17 protein-coding genes are annotated in these 17,169 nt (G+C 71.0%); 3 read left to right on the top strand and 14 right to left on the bottom strand.

Annotated elements, in window-relative coordinates; translation table 11 throughout:
- Positions 1-747: 747 nt before the first annotated feature.
- The 8 genes from BMY97_RS19155 to BMY97_RS19120 all read right to left on the bottom strand — a co-directional run bounded on the left by BMY97_RS19155 (position 748) and on the right by BMY97_RS19120 (position 9,006).
- On the bottom strand, positions 748-1,719 hold the full coding sequence (locus BMY97_RS19155) for a glutamate ABC transporter substrate-binding protein (RefSeq protein WP_245787393.1): 972 nt from the start codon (positions 1,717-1,719) through the stop codon (positions 748-750).
- Complete coding sequence (locus BMY97_RS19150; protein WP_091618250.1) at positions 1,716-3,122, bottom strand: hypothetical protein; 1,407 nt, start codon at positions 3,120-3,122, stop codon at positions 1,716-1,718. The genes BMY97_RS19155 and BMY97_RS19150 overlap by 4 nt, the downstream gene beginning before the upstream one ends.
- Before the next feature lie 94 nt (positions 3,123-3,216).
- Positions 3,217-4,440 carry a GAF domain-containing protein gene (locus tag BMY97_RS19145; RefSeq protein WP_091618249.1) on the bottom strand — a complete coding sequence of 408 codons (1,224 nt, stop codon included), beginning with the start codon at positions 4,438-4,440 and terminating at the stop codon, positions 3,217-3,219.
- A 114-nt stretch (positions 4,441-4,554) separates the two neighbouring features.
- Positions 4,555-5,595, bottom strand: coding sequence for an ATP-NAD kinase family protein (locus BMY97_RS19140; RefSeq protein WP_091618248.1), 1,041 nt, complete (start codon positions 5,593-5,595; stop codon positions 4,555-4,557).
- Positions 5,596-5,738: 143 nt separating this feature from the next.
- Complete coding sequence (locus BMY97_RS19135; RefSeq protein ID WP_091618247.1) at positions 5,739-5,963, bottom strand: heavy-metal-associated domain-containing protein; 225 nt, start codon at positions 5,961-5,963, stop codon at positions 5,739-5,741.
- 173 nt (positions 5,964-6,136) lie between these two features.
- Positions 6,137-6,340, bottom strand: coding sequence for a cold-shock protein (locus BMY97_RS19130; RefSeq protein ID WP_091618246.1), 204 nt, complete (start codon positions 6,338-6,340; stop codon positions 6,137-6,139).
- Between the two features lie 590 nt (positions 6,341-6,930).
- Positions 6,931-7,104 (bottom strand): hypothetical protein, encoded by a 174-nt coding sequence (locus BMY97_RS47105; RefSeq protein ID WP_177231438.1) that lies wholly within the window; start codon positions 7,102-7,104, stop codon positions 6,931-6,933.
- Positions 7,105-7,341: 237 nt separating this feature from the next.
- The gene (locus BMY97_RS19120; RefSeq protein ID WP_091618244.1) at positions 7,342-9,006 is read right to left on the bottom strand and encodes a thiamine pyrophosphate-dependent enzyme; all 1,665 of its coding nucleotides are present in this window, start codon (positions 9,004-9,006) and stop codon (positions 7,342-7,344) included.
- A 117-nt stretch (positions 9,007-9,123) separates the two neighbouring features.
- Here BMY97_RS19120 and BMY97_RS19115 point away from each other — a divergent pair, with 117 nt between their 5' ends.
- From BMY97_RS19115 to BMY97_RS19105, 3 genes are all read left to right on the top strand, one after another.
- Positions 9,124-10,404 carry a hydroxyacid-oxoacid transhydrogenase gene (locus tag BMY97_RS19115; RefSeq protein ID WP_091618243.1) on the top strand — a complete coding sequence of 427 codons (1,281 nt, stop codon included), beginning with the start codon at positions 9,124-9,126 and terminating at the stop codon, positions 10,402-10,404.
- Positions 10,401-10,823, top strand: coding sequence for an acyl-CoA thioesterase (locus tag BMY97_RS19110; RefSeq protein WP_177231436.1), 423 nt, complete (start codon positions 10,401-10,403; stop codon positions 10,821-10,823). Before BMY97_RS19115 ends, BMY97_RS19110 begins: the two co-directional genes overlap by 4 nt.
- 152 nt (positions 10,824-10,975) lie before the next feature.
- Complete coding sequence (locus tag BMY97_RS19105) at positions 10,976-12,190, top strand: cytochrome P450 (protein ID WP_091618241.1); 1,215 nt, start codon at positions 10,976-10,978, stop codon at positions 12,188-12,190.
- A 6-nt stretch (positions 12,191-12,196) separates the two neighbouring features.
- Here BMY97_RS19105 and BMY97_RS19100 read toward each other — a convergent pair whose 3' ends face one another.
- The 6 genes from BMY97_RS19100 to BMY97_RS19075 all read right to left on the bottom strand — a co-directional run.
- Positions 12,197-13,447, bottom strand: coding sequence for a cytochrome P450 (locus BMY97_RS19100; protein WP_091618553.1), 1,251 nt, complete (start codon positions 13,445-13,447; stop codon positions 12,197-12,199).
- A 38-nt stretch (positions 13,448-13,485) separates the two neighbouring features.
- Entirely contained in the window at positions 13,486-14,022 is a 537-nt protein-coding gene (locus BMY97_RS19095) for a GTP-binding protein (protein ID WP_218156820.1), read from the bottom strand.
- Positions 14,023-14,074: 52 nt separating this feature from the next.
- The gene (locus BMY97_RS19090; protein ID WP_091618239.1) at positions 14,075-14,434 is read right to left on the bottom strand and encodes a DUF742 domain-containing protein; all 360 of its coding nucleotides are present in this window, start codon (positions 14,432-14,434) and stop codon (positions 14,075-14,077) included.
- Entirely contained in the window at positions 14,431-14,847 is a 417-nt protein-coding gene (locus BMY97_RS19085; RefSeq protein ID WP_091618238.1) for a roadblock/LC7 domain-containing protein, read from the bottom strand. Before BMY97_RS19085 ends, BMY97_RS19090 begins: the two co-directional genes overlap by 4 nt.
- A gap of 86 nt (positions 14,848-14,933) precedes the next feature.
- Entirely contained in the window at positions 14,934-16,361 is a 1,428-nt protein-coding gene (locus BMY97_RS19080) for a sensor histidine kinase (RefSeq protein ID WP_091618237.1), read from the bottom strand.
- A 358-nt stretch (positions 16,362-16,719) separates the two neighbouring features.
- On the bottom strand, positions 16,720-17,169 hold a 450-nt coding region (locus BMY97_RS19075; RefSeq protein ID WP_091618550.1), incomplete at its 5' end, for a fasciclin domain-containing protein.

The raw sequence follows: 17,169 nt of genomic DNA, 5'->3' as shown, positions 1-17,169 counted from the left end.
CCCCGCCCTGTTGCGGCTGACCCGACCCACCCTGCGGCTGGCCCTGGCTGCCCTGCGGCTGACCCGACCCACCCTGTGGTTGGCCCTGACCACCCTGCGACGGCTGACCAGGCCCGCCATGCGGCTGGCCTCCACCCTGCGGCTGGGCCGGCTGCGAGTACCCCTGGCCACCCTGCGATGGCTGCCCCGGGCCGCCATGTGGTGGCTGGCCGGATCCGGGAGCGCCCTGGCCGGAACCGGCATGGCCTGGACCGCCCTGGCCGGAACCAGCTTGACCCGAACCAGCCTGACCGGCACCCCCCTGACCGGAACCAGCTTGACCCGAACCAGCCTGACCGGCACCCGAACCAGCCTGGCCAGGACCACCCTGCCCGGCAGCACCCGGCGGAACCGGCCCACCCTGCTGCGCAGCCCCACCGCCCTGGCGCTGGACCACGCCGTGGAACAGCGTGGGCGAGTCGGGGAACGAGGGGTCCGGTTCGGGGGGCGTCAGGCGGCCCGAGGAGGACTGTTCGGGTGTGGCCCAGTGGACCGGGGGCGGCGGCGTCCAGGACGGCGACGGCGGCGTCGACGGCTGCTGCGGCGACGAGGGGGACGACGACGATGGCTCGGCGCCCCCGTTCTCGTCCGGCGCTGCGTGCCGAGGACGGCGCGGCTCCTCCGACACAACTACCTCCCGAGATCCCCCGCGGCAAAGTCCGCCATTGATCCTAGTCTGGTGCGCCGCGCGGGGCCGTCACACCGCCATTACTGGTACTGCGGCTGCGGGGGCTGGGCCGGGCCGAGGCGGCTGCCGACCCAGTTCTGGTAGCTCGTCTGCCAGGCGCCGCTGGTGCGGACCTGGTCGAGCACGCCGTTGACGAAGCGCACCATGTCGTCCTGGTCCTTGGGGATGCCGATGCCGTAGTTCTCCTGCGTCATCGGGTCGCCGACGACCTTCACCGTCGGGTCCTGGGCGGCCATGCCGGCCAGGATCGTGTCGTCCGTCGAGACCGCGTCGACCTGGCCCTGCTGGAGCATCACCAGGCAGTCCGACCAGTTGTCCACCGAAACGGCCACCGGCTTGGCCGGGTCGTGCGCGATCTTCGCCAGCGACGTCGACTGCTTGGCCGCGCACACCCGCTTGCCCGCGAGGTCGGCCAGCGAGGTGACCTTCGACGTCTTCGGCACCAGGATCTTCTGCCCCGCCACGTAGTACACCGACGAGAACTGCACGTCCTTCCGGCGCGCGCAGGTGATGCTGTAGGTCCGGACCACCACGTCCACCTGGTGGCTCTTGAGCACCTGCTCGCGCTGCAACGACGGGATCGCGCGGAACTGCACGTGCCCCTCGGCCTCACCGAAGATCGCGGCCGCGATCTGGTTGACCATGTCGATGTCGAAGCCCTCGAGGTTGCCCGTCTTCGTGTTCCGGAAGCCGAACAGGTACGTGGTCTGGTCCACCCCGGCGATCAGCTTCCCGCGGGCCAGGATCTTCGCCATCGTCGTGCCCGAGCCGACGTTCGTGCCCGACGGCGCGAGGCTCTTCAGCGGGTCGCAGCTGGTGTCGGTGTCGCCGCCGGCGCTGTTGTCGGGGCCGCCGACGTCCGCGGGCTGGGGCCAGGCCGCGTCAGTCACCCGGGCCGGGTCCACCGGCGTTTGCGCCGCCCCGCAGGCCGTGGCCAGAACCGCGACCACGGCCAGCACGGCCGCCCGGACGAAGTGACGCGACCTGCTCACCGGTACTCCCTCAATCTCTCTCTGACGCCGACAGTCACCCCGGCGGCGGCGAGCACCGCGAGGACGCCGACCCCGGGAGCGAGCGCGGTCAACGCGTTCTCGCCACTGCGGGTGTCATCGAGGAACTCCTGCCTACAGACGTCGATGGCGTCCTGCAGGTTGGCGTCGAGGCGCTGGAAAGCCGCGGCCGCGCTGTCTTTGCTCACGCTGGTGGCGAAGTCGACGGCTTCCTGGTATTGGCCGCTGTTGTCGAGTTTGCGCACCTGGATGTGGGCCAGCGACCAGTCGCGCGCGGCCTGCTCGGCCGCCTCGATCTTCTGCTGCCCCGGCGTGCCGATGGCGAGGTCGCGCGCCTTGCCGAGCAGCCCGCTCTTGCCGTCCGGGCCGACGAGCTGGTCGGCGAGCTTGATGAACTGCTGCTCGTACGTGTCGCCGTCGCCGCGCGCGACGAGCGTGAGGGTCTCGTCGGCGCGTGCCTGCAGCGCGGCGATGCGCGCGCGCACGAGCACGTCGACCTGGGAGGTGCCGTCCGTCTTCCCCGCCGCGACGAGGGTGCCCTGGATGACCAGCGCGACCCCGCCCCACAGCAGCGAAAGGATCACGGCACCGGTCGCCACCAGCAGGCCGATGTTGAGCACCCGGTTGGTCCGGCGCGTCAGGTAGATCTGCGTGAGCACCAACGCCGCCACCAGCACCAGCAGCAGCGCCACGGCCGCCCACGGGAAGCTGGTGCTGGCGTCCTGCTCGTCGGAGAGCTTCGTGGTGTCCGCGGTGTAAAGCGCCTGCGCCGCCGGGAGGATCGTCGTGCGCATCAGCTGCGAAGCCTCGCGCAGGTACGACGCGCCCGAAGGGAAGCCCTGCCGGTTGTTCGCCCGCGCGGTCTCGACGATCCCGGTGTAGACGGGGATCTTCTGGTTCAGGATGTCGACCTGCTTGGCCGCGTCACCGACGTCCGCGGTGTCCGACGCCGCCTTCGCCAGCGCCGAACCGGCTTCCGCGATGTCCTGTTCGTACTTCTGGCGCAGCGCGGGCGGTTCGGTGCCGACCGAGAGGAACGCGCTCGCCGCCGTCGCGTCCGCGTCCGACAGCGAGCGGAACACCTGCTGCGCCGCCACGGCCAGTGGTTCGCGGTGGTCGATCAGGCCGCTGATGGTGTCGTCCTTGTTCTGCGCGGACAACGTCGCCACGAGCCCGGCCAGCAGCGACAGCAGCACCAGCCCGACCGCGATCACCGAGAGCCGGCCCGGAGTCGTCGCCGCGGACTTGACCACCGCGCGCACCGCCTGGCCCGGCAGCTCCAGCAGTCCGGCGACCCCGCTGCGGCCCCCCGGCTCGTCCGGCGGGGGCGCCCCCGGCCCCGGCGAACCCGCTGCCGTGTCCGGCCGCGCCACAGTGCTGGTCATCCCCGTTCCTCCCCGTACGCCACCCGGTGAAGGTAGCCGGTCACCCCGACGGCAGCCCACCTCACCCGTCAGGTGTCATCAGCACGTGATCTCTTCAGCACACCGCTGAGGGGCGCAGCACCAGGACCTCCAGGTTGTCCGCGAAGCGGTACGGACGGCCGACGACGATTCCGCCGACGATCCGCCGCAGCCGCGAGATCTCCGCGCGCACGGTGCCCGCGCGGCCCGGGTCACCGAACAGGGCCAGCGAAAGCTGCGAAGCGGAGCGGCCGTTTCGATGGGAAGCCAAGACGTACAACAGTTCCGCGTGCCGCGGCGACACCCGGCACGTCCACTCGCCGGAGGCGCCGGACACCGTCAGCACCGGTTCACCGGGGACGCGCACGTCGAGCTCGACTCGCGCGGGCGGCGGCTCTTCGCCGTCCACCAACCGGATCAGCCAGCCGCCGGGCACCGGCTCCAGCAGGCACGAACCGTAGGCGGGCAACCAGGTCCGGCCGGGCCCGGTGGACGACGGCAGCGCGACGCGGTCCGCCGGCGCGAGGCCCGACGCGGCGGCGATCCAGCCGTGCGCGTCGGTCACGAGTGCGCGGCCGGGGACCTTGGCCAGCGCCGGCACGGCGAAGCCACGCAACCGTTGCAGCTCACCGAGGTGCTCCGTCCGCAGCTGCGATTCCGCCAGCCGGGTGACGGCGTCGACGAGCGAGAGGGTGTTCGGGTGCACCGTGGACGCGGGGCCGGAGAGGTCGACGGCGCCGAGCAGGCGGCCGTCGCGAGGGTCCCGCAACGGCGCGGCGGCACAGGTCCAGTCGTGCTGGGCGCGGACGTAGTGCTCGGCGGAGTAGACCTGGATCGGCCGCCGCGCGATCAGCGCCGTGCCGGGCGCGTTGGTGCCCACGGACTGCTCCTGCAGGTCGACGCCCTCCACGAAGCCGATGCCGTCGGCGCGCCGCCTGACCGCGACGCTGCCGTCACGCCAGAGCATGTGCCCACCGGCGTCGACCACGACCATGATGTGCGCGGCCTGCTCGGCGAGGCTGATCAGGCCCCCGCGCAGCAACGGCAGCACCGGCGCCAGCCCGCTCTCACGCCGCCGTTCCTCCAGCTGCTCGGGACCGAGCACGGCGATGGGCTTGCCCCGGTCCGGGTCGACGCCGTGGCGTCGCACCCGTTGCCAGGAGGCGCCGATCACGGACCGGGGACGGCTGGGCAGCGCCTCGCCGGTCACCGCGGCCTCGTGCAGGCGGGCGAGGTTCCGCGCGTGCTGACGGGGGTCCGCCCCGATCGGCAGCGCTGCCTCGAGGTGCACCTGGTCCAACCACCGCTCCTAGTCCACGGGCCGCTCCCCGCCCCGCGGTCAGTGTGCCTGTGTGCGCCGCGTGATCGGAAGCTTCCGTGACTTCGGTGACTGCTTGTTTCTCCAGGCGTGGCCTCAGCCTCGGCGTTCCGGGCCGGGCTCGCGCTCGGAAGTGGTGCGCAGCAAGCCCCGGCGCGCCGCTTCCGCCATCACCGACCGCACGTCGACGCACCACGGCCCGTCGGACCGCAGCTCGACGTACGCGCTCTCGCCGTGTTTGAGTTCCATCTCGCGCTCGCCGTCCACGGCGATCACCCCGCCGGCCGCCGCGAGGTCCACCCGCACGCCCGGCTGCAGCACGCCCCAGCCACGCACGCCGACCGGTTTGACCAGGCCGGGCGCGATCGGCGCGTGGACGACGTGCGGCGTGACGCCGACGGGGCCGAGCTTGAGGGCCACGCCGTCCGGGCTGGAGCGAGGGCTCGGGCAGAGCTGGCCCGCGATGCTGGAGAGGCCGATGCCGTCGGGCTCGGCGAACACGCAGTACAGCTCGGTCAGCGCGGCGGGGTCCCAGAGCGCCCGCGCGCCGACGTGCTGGCTCATCGTCACGGCGACGTCGACGAGCGCGATCTCGCGCCGCGCCTTCGTGACCACCTCGAGCTTGCTGACCCGGGTCGTGACCAGGTCGGCGTCCACCTGCCCGGTCGCCAGCAGCCCGGCCGCGAGCCCGGCGACGGTGGCCTCGCGCATCTGCGGGAACGCGTTGTTGGTGCCCGTGGACAGCGCCAGCAGCGGCACGTCGCCGCAGGCCTGCGCGGCGACGCGGGCGGTCCCGTCGCCGCCGAGGCAGACGATCACGCTCGCGCCCGCGTCGACCATGCGGCGCACGGCGTTCGCGGTGTCCTGCGCGGTGCCGGTGAGCGGGTCGCTGGTGCAGAACTCGACGTCCGGCCACTGCCCACCGCGCCCGAGCGCGAGCAGCACGGCGGCGGAGATGCCGCCGAGGTCCGTGGACACGAGCGCGCGCCCGACCCCGGCCACGGCGAACGCGGCCAGCAGGCGCTGGACCATGTTGGCCTTCTCCGCCGTCGGGAACACCGAAGCGTGTGCCACCAGCCGCCGAATGTCCCGCCCCGACGCCGGGTTCGCGACAATGCCCGCCACGGCTTCGCCCACCAGTTGCTCCTCCTCGTCCGGCCTGTGCCGGTTCAGCAGACCCTGTGCCACGCCTGTGAGGGAAGGGTTGCAGCGGGTTGCACGCCGGGCTCTCACCCGGACGGCCCAGCATCGGCTCCGGACGCGAGGACGTAACCGAGGGTTCAGGAAACGAGCGCGGTGGTGCCCTCGTAGGTGTAACCGGCCTCTTCGACGGCGGCGCGCACAGCGTCCTCGGCGAGAGCCTCGGTGCTCTTCACGGTGACGCGGCCCGTCTCGACATCAACGGAGACCTCCGTGACGCCAGGCACTGCGGTCAGCTCTTCGGTGACCGACTGTGCACAGTGGCCACAAGACATTCCGGAAACGGTGTATCCGTGCTCGATCATGGGACGCAGCTTACGAAGGCCCCGGGTCCCACGATCGGGCGATGTGCCCTCGGCGGCGGAGCACGAAGACCGTTGTGCCGCAAGGAGATCCGCATCGTGGGACGCGGGTGGGACGGAACGCGAAAGGGGCCGCCACCCATGCCGGGTGACGGCCCCTTCTCGAAGTACGTGGGTCAGATAACGCTGACCGACGTGGCCTGCGGACCCTTCGCGCCCTGGCCGATCTCGAACTCGACGCGCGCGTTCTCATCGAGGGAACGGAAGCCGTTGCCCTGGATCTCGCTGTAGTGCACGAAGACGTCGCCGCCACCGTTGTCGGGGGTGATGAAGCCGAACCCCTTCTCGGAGTTGAACCACTTCACAGTGCCCTGAGTCATCAAAAATCTCCATACATAACACAAAAAACAGGAAGCCACATCAGCATCCCGGGTCACAGCCGGAACGGTTTGCTTCCTCGGCGAGGAGACACTACGCCCGCTGAGTTCTGCGAGCGTGACTCAGCACGAACACAAAATCGAGACCGCCTAAAGTAAAGCACAGCCCTCGCGGAGCGGACAACCCGGCTCTCCCGGACCAGGGGTGGTGCCATTCACCACACCGGCCACTCTGGACGGCCGAGCTGCGAAGATCCCGCTGGGACAGGGTTTTCGCCGTGCGCCGGAGGGTGGCACGTTTTTGGCGCGGGGCAACACGTTCACCGAGCCATGCGGCCTCGTGAGCTGCCGCGCTCGGAAGGACCTTTCGCCACACCGGCCGCGGCACGCCCTTATGCACGCGCATCCAACCCGGCGAGGCAAGTCACTCGCACCCGCCGCCGATCCCGGACTGGACCAGACCACGAACCCCAACCCCAACATCGGCATCGGCATCGGCATCGGGCGGTCAACCACCAACCCCAGGCTGGAACCTCAGACCAGGGTCTCGGACCAGAGCCTCGGCCCAGAACCGCAGGCCAGGGCCGTGCCCGCTACTCCCCGCTGGCCGGCCGCAGCTCGCCGTCGCCGCCGAACGGCGAGCGCCAGCTCGGGCTCTCGTCCGCGGACACGACGGCGACGTCGTGGGCCTCCGCGCTGGCGCTGAACAGCACCGGCACGACGCCGGAGACCTGACTCGCCTCGCGGGCGTGGTTCTTGTCGGCCATATCGAAACTCCCCTCGTTCCCGGCCCGCAACTCGGGCGGGCCGATGACCGCGATGATGCCATCGGGCACCGACAGAAACCGGCGTTCCCGCCAGGATCGGCCAGGGCTGCAACGGCCAAAAAGTAGACGCTCCAGTCGAGTTCCCGCGAACTCCCGGAACACCGCCAGGTTACCTGAGCCGTCCGGCATCGGCTACCGAACTTCTCCGGCGTTTCTTCATATGCCACGAAAGAAAAATCACTGCCCTCGGCCATCCTGTGGGCGGACGGCGCCGAGCAGGCCGCTGAGCCGGACGTCGGGCGTCACCACGTCGGGGTCGGTCCGCACGTCGATGACACACGGCCGCTGCCGGACCAGCGCACTGGCGATGATGGGCTCCAGCTCCTCCCGATCGTCCACCGTGTACCCCGCCGCGCCGAGGCCCCGCGCCCAGGACGCGAAGTCCGTCAACGGGATCGTCACGCCCGAAAGCCGCCCTTGGGTGCGGGCCTGGTGCATCGCGAGCGCGCCGTGGAGCCCGTTCTGGAACACCACCACCATCACCGGCGCGCGGTAACGCACGGCAGTCTCGATCTCCTGCCCGGTCATCAACGTGCCGGCGTCGCCGACCATCGCGACGACCGACCGGCGCGGTTCCGCCAGCTTGGCCGCCACCGCCGCGGGCACGGCGTAGCCCATCGCCGCGTTGCTGGGCCCGAGCTGGCTGCGCGGCGCGGTGAAACACCAGTAACGGTGCATGAACTGCGCGAAGTTGCCCGCGTCGCTGGTCACGATGGTGTCCTCAGGAGCCAGCTTACGCAGCGCGCGGACCACGTCCACGGGATGGACGCGGGTGTTCCCGCTGGTGTCCGGCGGGGTCATGAACGTGTGCACGGCCGCATTGGCCGCCGAGGCGCGGCGCGTGCGCGGGGTGGCGACCGCCCGCAGCTCCCGCAGGAACGGCTCCACCTCGGCGTCGACGCGGAAGGTCAGCCCGCGGCGGCGCTGGGCGTCGATGCCGGTGCCGACCAGCACCAGCGTCTGCTGCGACGTCGGATAGCGGTAGCCCTGCGTGGTGACCTCGTCGAGCTGGGTGCCGAGCGCGAGCACGACGTCGGCGCGCTCCAACGCGTCCAGCTGCCGCGCCGGGATGCCGAGCCCGAGGTGCCCGGCGTACCGCTCGTGCGTCTCCGGGAAGGCGTCCTGCCTGCGGAAAGCGTTGTACACCGGCAGGGACAGCTCGTCGGCGACGGCGATCAGCTCCTCGCGTGCCGAGCGCGCCCGCCCGCCGACGATCACCACCGGGTAGCGCGCCTCGTCGACCAGACCGGCCACGGCTTCGGCCGAACGGCCCAGCGTGCCGGTGGCGGGCGGGCGCACGGTCGCGACCGGTTTGGCCGAGTCGTACGGCACTCCCCACGCGTCGCTGGGCACGCCGATGACCACCGGGCCCGGCCGTCCCTCGCGGGAGCGGGTCAGCCCCTCGGCCACCAGCCCGGGCACGCCGTCCGGGTCCTCGGCGCGCACGCACCACTTCGAGATGGACTCGAACATCGCGGTGAGGTCGGAAGTCGGCAGCTCGCCGGCGGCCACGCGGTCCAGGGCCGGCGTCTCCAGCAGCACGACCATCGGGGTCTCGTCCTGATAGGCCGTCTGGACGCCGATGACGAGGTTCGCCGCGCCCGGCCCGCGGCTCGCGAGCAGCACGGCGGGGCGCTCGGTGAGCTTGCCCTCGGCCTCGGCCATGAACGCGGCGCCGGAGTCGTGCCGGGCCGCGACCAGCGTGATCTCGCGCTCGCGCTGCAACGCGTCGAGCAGCGGAAGGAACGACTCACCGGCCACGGCGTACACCCGACGCACGTGTGCCTCGATCAGGATGCGCACGGCCGTCTGGGCGACGGTCGCCCCTACTTGGTATCTAATGAGGAGAGCTTAGGGCGGCACTGTTGACCGTAGTCAAGTGATCTTGCGGTAATGACCACGAGAATCGGCCGAATGTCCGCTTTGACCGCCCCGTGCAGGGAAGCGAGGACCGTTGTCTTGACCTCACCGGAACACGAAACTGTTTTCACATATGGCGCCCCGGCGCTCAAATACGGCACCGGCGCCAGTGAAGAGATCGGCTACGACCTGACGCAGTACGGCGCCCGCCGCGTGCTCGTCGTGACCGATCCGGTGGTCGCGGCCACGGGCTGGCCCGAGCGGATCGCGACGGGGATCGCCGGCTACGGCATCGAGGCCGAGGTCTTCGACGGCGTCCACGTCGAGCCCACCGACGTCAGCATGCAGAAGGCCGTCGACTTCGCGCGCGGCTCCGGACCGTACGACGCGTTCGTCGCGGTCGGCGGCGGCTCCAGCATCGACACGGCGAAGGCCGCGAATCTGCTGACCAGCAACGACGGCGAGCTGATGGACTACGTGAACGCGCCGGTCGGCGGCGGCCGCGCGCCCGCCCGTCCGCTGAAGCCGTTGGTCGCGGTGCCGACCACCACCGGCACCGGCTCCGAGAGCACCACCGTGTGCGTGCTGGACGTGCTGTCGATGCGGGTGAAGAGCGGCATCAGCCACCTGCGGCTGCGCCCGACGCTGGCGGTCGTCGACCCGCTGCTGACGGTTTCGCAGCCCGCCGGCGTGACGGCCGCGAGTGGCATGGACATCCTTTGCCACGCGGCGGAAAGCTACACCGCCAAGGCGTACACGGACTTCGCGCGCAAGCGCCCCGAGGAGCGCGTGCCGTACTGCGGCGCGAACCCGCTGGCGGACATGTTCGCGGAGAAGTCGCTCGAACTGCTTTCGTGGGCGCTGCCCGCGGCCGTCCGCGACGGGTCGGACCTCAAGGCGCGCGAGGCGATGGCGCTGGCCGCGACGTTCGCGGGGCTCGGCTTCGGTAACGCCGGCGTGCACATCCCGCACGCCAACGCGTACCCCATCGCGGGCCAGGTCCGTGACTTCCACCCCGAGGGCTATCCCGGCGACGAAGCCATGGTCCCGCACGGCATGGCGGTTTCGCTGACGGCGCCGGCCGCGTTCCGCTTCACCTTCGAAGCGGCGCCCGAACGACACCTGCGCGTCGCCCGGCTGCTCGCCCCGGATTTCGAGTGGGACGGCGACGCCGCCGGCCACCTGCCCGCGGTGCTGACGAACCTGATGCGCGGGATCGGCATCCCGCCGGGCCTCGGCGCCGTCGGCTATTCGGAGTCCGATGTGGACTCTCTGGTGCCGGGAACCCTGAAGCAGCAACGACTCCTGGCGACGGCCCCGCGCGAGGCCACCGAGGAGGACCTCGCCGCGATCCTGCGCGCCTCGGTGACGCTGTGGTGAGCGGCTACCCGCACTGGCAGACGGTTCCGTTGCGCTGGAAGGACAACGACGTCTACGGGCACGTGAACAACGTCGTCCACTACTCCCTGATGGACACGGTGATCAACACCTGGCTGATCACCCGCGGCGGCCTGGACATCACCTCCGGCGGCGTGATCGGGCTCTGCGTGGAATCGCACTGCGCGTACCACGCTTCGGTTTCTTTCCCGGAATCGCTGCGGATCGGGCTGCGCGTCGCGCACCTCGGCCGCTCCAGTGTCCGCTACGAGATCGGCATGTACGCGGACTCGGCCGAAGACCTGCTGGTCGCGGAGGGCCATTTCGTGCACGTGTTCGTCGACCGGGAGTCCCGGCGGCCGGTCGAGGTGGCGGGGAAGCTGCGGGATTCGCTGGCGCAGCTCACTGCCGCGAACGGCTGAAGGCGTCGGTGAACGACCACCGACAGCAGGCAACGCGGCCGAAACCCGTAATCCACCTGGCCCAGTGCGCTGGTCCGATGGCCTGAACTTCTCCCGCGGCGGCAACCCCGATCGATAACCTGGCTGCTCCACCGCCCGAGCGAGGGAGCTTCATGACCACGGCACGTCACGCGCCGGACCTGCTTTCCCCGGAATTCGCCGCCGACCCGTATGCCGCGTACGACATCATGCTCGAGGACGAGCCGCTGATCTGGCACGAAGGCATGCAGAGCTACATCGTTTCCCGGTACGACGACGTGGCCAGGGCGTTCCGCGAACCCGTTTTCACCACCGACAACTACGGCTGGCAGCTGGAGCCCGCGCACGGGCGCACGATCCTGCAGATGAGCGGGCGCGAGCACTCGATCCGCCGGGCGCTGGTCGTGCCCGCGTTCCGCGGCAGCGAGCTGGAGCAGAAGTTCCTGCCGGTGATCAAGCGCAACTCGGCGCGGCTGATCGACGGGTTCCGCGGCCGCGGACACGCCGACCTGGTCGAGGACTACGCGCGGCACTTCCCGATCAACGTGATCGTCGACATGCTCGGCCTGGACCAGAGCGACCACGAGCGTTTCCAGGTCTGGTACACGTCGATCATCGGCTTCCTCGGGAATCTCAGCCAGGACCCGGAAGTCGCCGCGGCCGGGGTGCGCACGCGCGAGGAGCTGTCCGCCTACCTGATCCCGATCATCCGGCAGCGGCGGGAAAACCTCGGCGAAGACCTGCTTTCCACGCTCTGCGCGGCCGAGGTCGACGGCACCTCGATGAGCGACGAGGACATCAAGGCGTTCTGCAGCCTGCTGCTCGCCGCCGGCGGCGAGACGACCGACAAGGCCATCTCCAGCCTGTTCCGGAATCTGCTCGCCCATCCCGAGCAGCTGGACGCGGTCCGCGACGACCACAGCCTGATCCCGAAGGCGTTCGCCGAAACGCTGCGTCATACGCCGCCGGTGCACATGATCATGCGCCAGCCGGCCGAGGACATCGAGATCGCCGGGCAGCCGATCCCCGCGGGCAGCACCGTGACCTGCCTGATCGGCGCGGCCAACCGCGACCCGCGGCGGTTCTCGAACCCGGACGCGTTCGACATCTTCCGCGACGACCTGCCGACCGAGACGGCGTTCTCCGCGGCGGCGAGCCACCTGTCCTTCGCGCTGGGACGGCACTTCTGCGTCGGCGCCCTGCTGGCCAAGACGGAGATCGAGGTCGGGGTCGCGCAGCTGCTCGACGCGATGCCCGACCTGCGCCTGGACGAAGGCGCCGCATCGGTCGAGAAGGGGGTGTTCACCCGTGGCCCGTCCTCGCTGCGGGTCCGGTTCACGCCCAACTGAAAAGCCTTACCAGGCCCCGGAAAACGAGTCCGCCGGGCTGGCCACGTAGGTCGGGGTGAACGTCACGGGCAGGGACTCCAGCCCGCGCATCCACATCGACGGCCGCCACACCAGGCGCTCCGCCGGCACCGACAGCGAGAGGTCGGGCAGCCGGTCCAGCAGCACCTCGACGGTGGTCCTGGCGATCACCTCCGCGACCTCGGGCGCGGGATGCGGGCAGCCGTGCTCGCCGTGCCCGAACGACATGTGCGCGTGGTTGCCCAGCGCGCCGCCGGCCAGGTCCGGGCGCACGTGCGGGTCGGCGTTCGCGGCGGCCAGGCCGAGCACCAGCAGGTCGCCCGCGCGGACGCGACGGCCGCCGAGCTGGGTGTCGCGCGTCGCGAAGCGGCCGATGAAGTTCTGCGTCGGGGTGTCGTGCCAGAGCACCTCGTTCAACGCCTCGCCGACGCTCCCGCGCCCGCCCGAGAGCGTCATCGCGAACCGGTCGTCGGTCAGCATCAGCCGGATCGTGTTGCCGATCCAGTTCGCCGTCGGCTGCTGCGCCGCGGCCGTGACCACCAGCAGGTCCTGGATGATCTCCGCGTCGGTGAGCTGCGCCGGGTGCTGCATCATGTGCGACGGCACGTCCGCGCCGGGCTGCTGGTGCTTGCCGGCCAGCAGCCGCCCCATCGCCTCCTGCACGCGGCCGTACGCGGGGATCGCGTCCGGGCCGACGTCGAGCGAGATCGCCACATCCCGGACCAGCGCCGGGGTTTCCGCCTCCGGCATGCCGTACATCTTGGCGATCGCGAGCAGCGGGATCTGCATCGCGAACTGCGCGATCAGGTCCGCCTCGCCGCTGCCGGCGAAGGTGTCGATCAGCCGGTCCGCGATCCGCTCGCAGTGCGAGCGCAGGTCGAACTGGTCCACCGCCGAAAGCGCGTCGCCGATCGCCCCCGCGCGGCGGCGGTGCTCCAGCGCCTCGGTGAACATGACCGACGGGTTGTACGCGACGTACGGCAGCAGCGGCCAGTCCGCGGGCACGTTGTCCCATTGGTTCCAGCGCCGGGTGTCGCGCTGGAACAGCAGGTTGTCGCTGGCCACCTGGTGGATCTCGCGGTAGCCGATGACCAGCCACGCGGGCACGTCGCCGTCGAGCAGCACCGGGGCGACGCCGCCGTGCTGGTGCCGGATCTGCGCGTACAGGGCCGCCGGGTCTTCCTGGAACTGCGTCCCGTACAGCTTCACGAAGTCCTCTGTGGACGCCAGATCGGCCACTGGACTGTGCTGGAAACCGGTGCTGTGCTGGAAATCGGTCACGGCTGGTGCTCCCGGGCGGTGGACAGCGAGTAGAGGTGGTCGACGAGCGCGATCAGCACGTTCTTCGAGGAGTCGCGGCGGCGGGCGTCGCAGTCGATCAGCGGGACGTCGGCGGACAGGTCCAGCGCGCCGCGGACGTCGTCGAGGTCGTGGGTCGGCCGCTCGAAGTTGTTGCGCGCCACGATGAACGGCGTGCCGTGGTGCTCGAGGCGGTCGATCGCGTACCAGGAGTCCTCGAGCCGGCGGGTGTCCACCAGCACCACGGCGCCGAGCGTGCCGGAGAACAGCCGGTCCCAGAGGAACCAGAACCGCTCCTGCCCCGGCGCGCCGAACAGGTACAGCACCATCCGCTCGTCGAGGCTGATCCGGCCGAAGTCGAACGCGACGGTGGTGGTGGTCTTCACCTGACGGTCGCTGGGCCGGTCGATGCCGATGCCGGCCTGCGTCATCGTCTCCTCGGTGCTCAGCGGCCGGATCTCGCTGACCGAGCGGACCATGGTCGTCTTGCCGACGCCGAACCCGCCCACGATCACGATCTTGAGGCCGTCCGCCGCCGTGGCGGCCAGCGGAGCGCGGGTCGTGCGTTCAGAGGTTGCGGAGTCCAACGAGCACCTTCTTGAGGAATTCGGAGTCGGGGATGGAAACACTCGCCGTGGCCGAGGTGGGGTGCCGGGCGGAGACGCGGCCGCTGTCGAGCAGGTCCGTGAGCAGGATCTTGACCACGCTCACCGGCAGCGCGAGCTCGGCGGAGACCTCCACCACCGACGTCGGGCGCCGCGCGATCCGCAGGATCGCCGCGTGCTCGGACTGCATTCCGGCCGACGGCGCGGACTCGGTCACGATGAGGGTGACCAGGTCCAGCTCGACGTCTTCGGCGCGGCTGCGGCCGCCGGTGACCGTGTAGAGCCGGTCCGGGTCCTCGCCCTCGACTGCGCGGCTGATCACGGCGTCGGGCCGGCCGGGGCGTAGCGGGGCGCCGCGGTGAGGAACGCGCCGATCTGCTCGACCAGCTCGTCCATGTTGTGCCCGATCAGTCCGACGTCGGCGTCCTCGGCGGCGATCACCGCGAGGTGCGCGCCGATGCCGGCCTCGACGATGAACAGGATCCCGCCGTGGAACTCGGTCATCGAGTTGCGGACGCCGCCGCTGCCGTCGCCGAACTCCGCGGACGCGCCGTGGGACAGGGCCTGCACACCGGCGGCGATCGCGGCCAGCTGGTCGGCCTTGTCGACGGTGAGCCCGGCGGTGTGGCACAGCTTGAGGCCGTCCTTGGACAGCACCAGCGCGTGCACGGCGCCGTGGGTGTTGCCGACGAGGTTCTCCAGCAGCCATTCGAGGTTCGGGTTCTGGGCGTTCATCGAGAATCCGGGGGCGGCGCCGGTCGGCTCCGGCCCCCTTGCTCCAATCTGGGGGATCCGGTTCGGCAGCGGGGAAGCATCAGGCATCACTCTTCGTCCGCGCCCGGCTGCTCCGGCGAGTCGGCAGCGGCCTTGCGGGTGCGGCTCTGCTGGAAGGCGCCGAACCGCGCACCGCTGTCGCCGCTCTGGCGGGACTGCCGCGGGCCGGGGGACGGCGTGAGCAGCTGGCGGTTCGACGCGGCCAGGGTCTGGCCTCGCGGGCGCTTCGGCAGCGCGCCGGACTCACTGGGCTCCGAAGGCGACTCCTCCGGCCACGCGCGGCTCGCTCCGGCGGCCACCAGCTCCGCCCGCCGGGGCGCGGGTTCGGGCAGCGGCTCCGGCCGCGGCTGTGTGATCAGGTGGTTCGGGATCCGCATGACCACGCCGATCCCGCCGCGCGAGGACGGGCGGAAGAACACGTGCAGCTGGTGCTTGCGGCCGAGCTGGCCGACCACGGCGAGCCCGAGCCGGGTGCCCGACAACGACGTCAGGTCCAGCGGCTCGTGCAGCGCCACGGCCTTCTCGGCGCGGACCAGCGCCTGCGGCTTCATGCCGAGCCCGCCGTCTTCGATGGTGATCACGGCGCCGTTGTGCAGGTCCTCGACGTACACGTGGACCTCCTCCGACGGCGCGGAGAACTTGGTCGCGTTGTCCATCAGCTCGGCCAGCGCGTGCATCACGTCCTCGGCCGCGTAGCCGGCGATCGCCGCGCCGCTGGTGGAGTGCACACGAACCCGCTGGTACGCGCCGATCCGGCCCATCGCGCCGCGCAGGATGCTCTCCATCCGGATCGGCTTGGCCCAGCGCCGGCCGGAGCGGGCGCCGGTGAGCACCGCGATCGAGTCGGCGAGCCGGCCGGCCTGCGCCGTGCTGTGGTCGACGTTCAGCACGTCGCCGAGCAGGTCCTCGGGGCAGTGGTTCTCGATCTCGCGCAGGTCGCCGAGGATGCTGGTGGTCAGCGCCTGCACCCGGCCGGCGGCGTTCGCGCAGGCCGCGGTGGCCGCCGCCCGGCGCCGTTCGCCGATCGCGACCTCCTCGACCAGCATCCGGACGATCCGCTCGTGCGCGTCCTGCTCGGGCCGCGGCATCGAGCTGAACACGGTGGCGGCCGTCGCGCCCTCGCGCAGCCGGGCGAGCACGGCGGGCATGGTCTGGTCGACCAGGTGGGCCAGATCGGCGTCCGCCAGACCGGCGCGGGCCTGTGCCGCCTGCGCCTCCTCCTCGGCCCGGCGGACGCGCTCCTCGGCCTGTTCGAGCCGGCCCGCGCCGCGCGTCGCGAGGAAAACGGCGCCGCACAACAGCAGCCAGGTCACCCCACCCGCGATCGCGACCAGCACCCGCACTCCCCCGGGCACCGCGAGCGTCACCAGCACCCACAGCGCACCGACGACCACCGCCGTCGCCGGTACCGCGAGCGCGGCCGGTGCGGCGGTCCGGCGCGGCTGCGCTCGGTGTGCGGGCAGTAGTTCCGACATGGCTTGAAGTCCTCGCGTCCGATAGGTGGGGAGACAGTACGGGAAAAACGCGTTTTGACGGGACCAGGATATTAGACCCACCGACAACGCCCCCGATGAGGAGCACCGCCTATCGGCAAAGCGGTCGCATGGCACTTCACCACCAGTAATTACGTTGTGCGACAACGGGTTCGACTCGCAGTCGCCAATTCCGGCGATTATTCGCCCGTCATTTCCCCCCGATCAGAGCAACACACTCACCGGCTTGGTCGCACCCGCCACGACAAGGCGTGACCGAATCGCCGAATTCACCACCGAAAAGGGAAAAGCCCGTCGCACAGCCGGTGAGGCCGGGCGACGGGCTGGACGCGGGGGTGGGTCAGCTCTTGTTGGTCCCCGGGGTGAGGACCTTGTCGATGACGAAGACGGTGGCGTTCTTGGTGGGGATGTTGCCGCAGAGGATCTTGGCGCCGTTGACGGTCATGTTGTCGCCGGAGCCTTCGATCTTCAGCGGGCCGCCCGCGGTGTCGAGCGAGGTGACCGAGCCACCGGCGGCGGCCAGGCCCTTGGCGTCGTAGCGCTTGGGCAGGACGTGGTACTGCAGGATCGGCGCCAGCTGGCTCGGGTTCTTCGCCAGCTCGTTGAACTTCGCGTCGCCCAGCGCCGCGAAGGCGGGGTCGGCCGGCGCGAAGACGGTGATCGCGGGCTGGCTGTTGAGCGTGTCGACCAGGTTGGTGGCCTTGACCGCGGCGACCAGCTTGGTCAGCAGCGGGTTGGTCGAGGCGGCCGACGCGACCGGCTGCGGGCCCATCGAGTCCAGCGAGCCGGC

Origin of the sequence: Amycolatopsis saalfeldensis (genome assembly GCF_900110575.1) — a bacterium.
In the GTDB taxonomy this organism is placed as follows: domain Bacteria; phylum Actinomycetota; class Actinomycetes; order Mycobacteriales; family Pseudonocardiaceae; genus Amycolatopsis; species Amycolatopsis saalfeldensis.
Note: the sequence above shows the minus strand (reverse complement) of the source record. Positions and strands in the feature narration are given on the sequence as shown.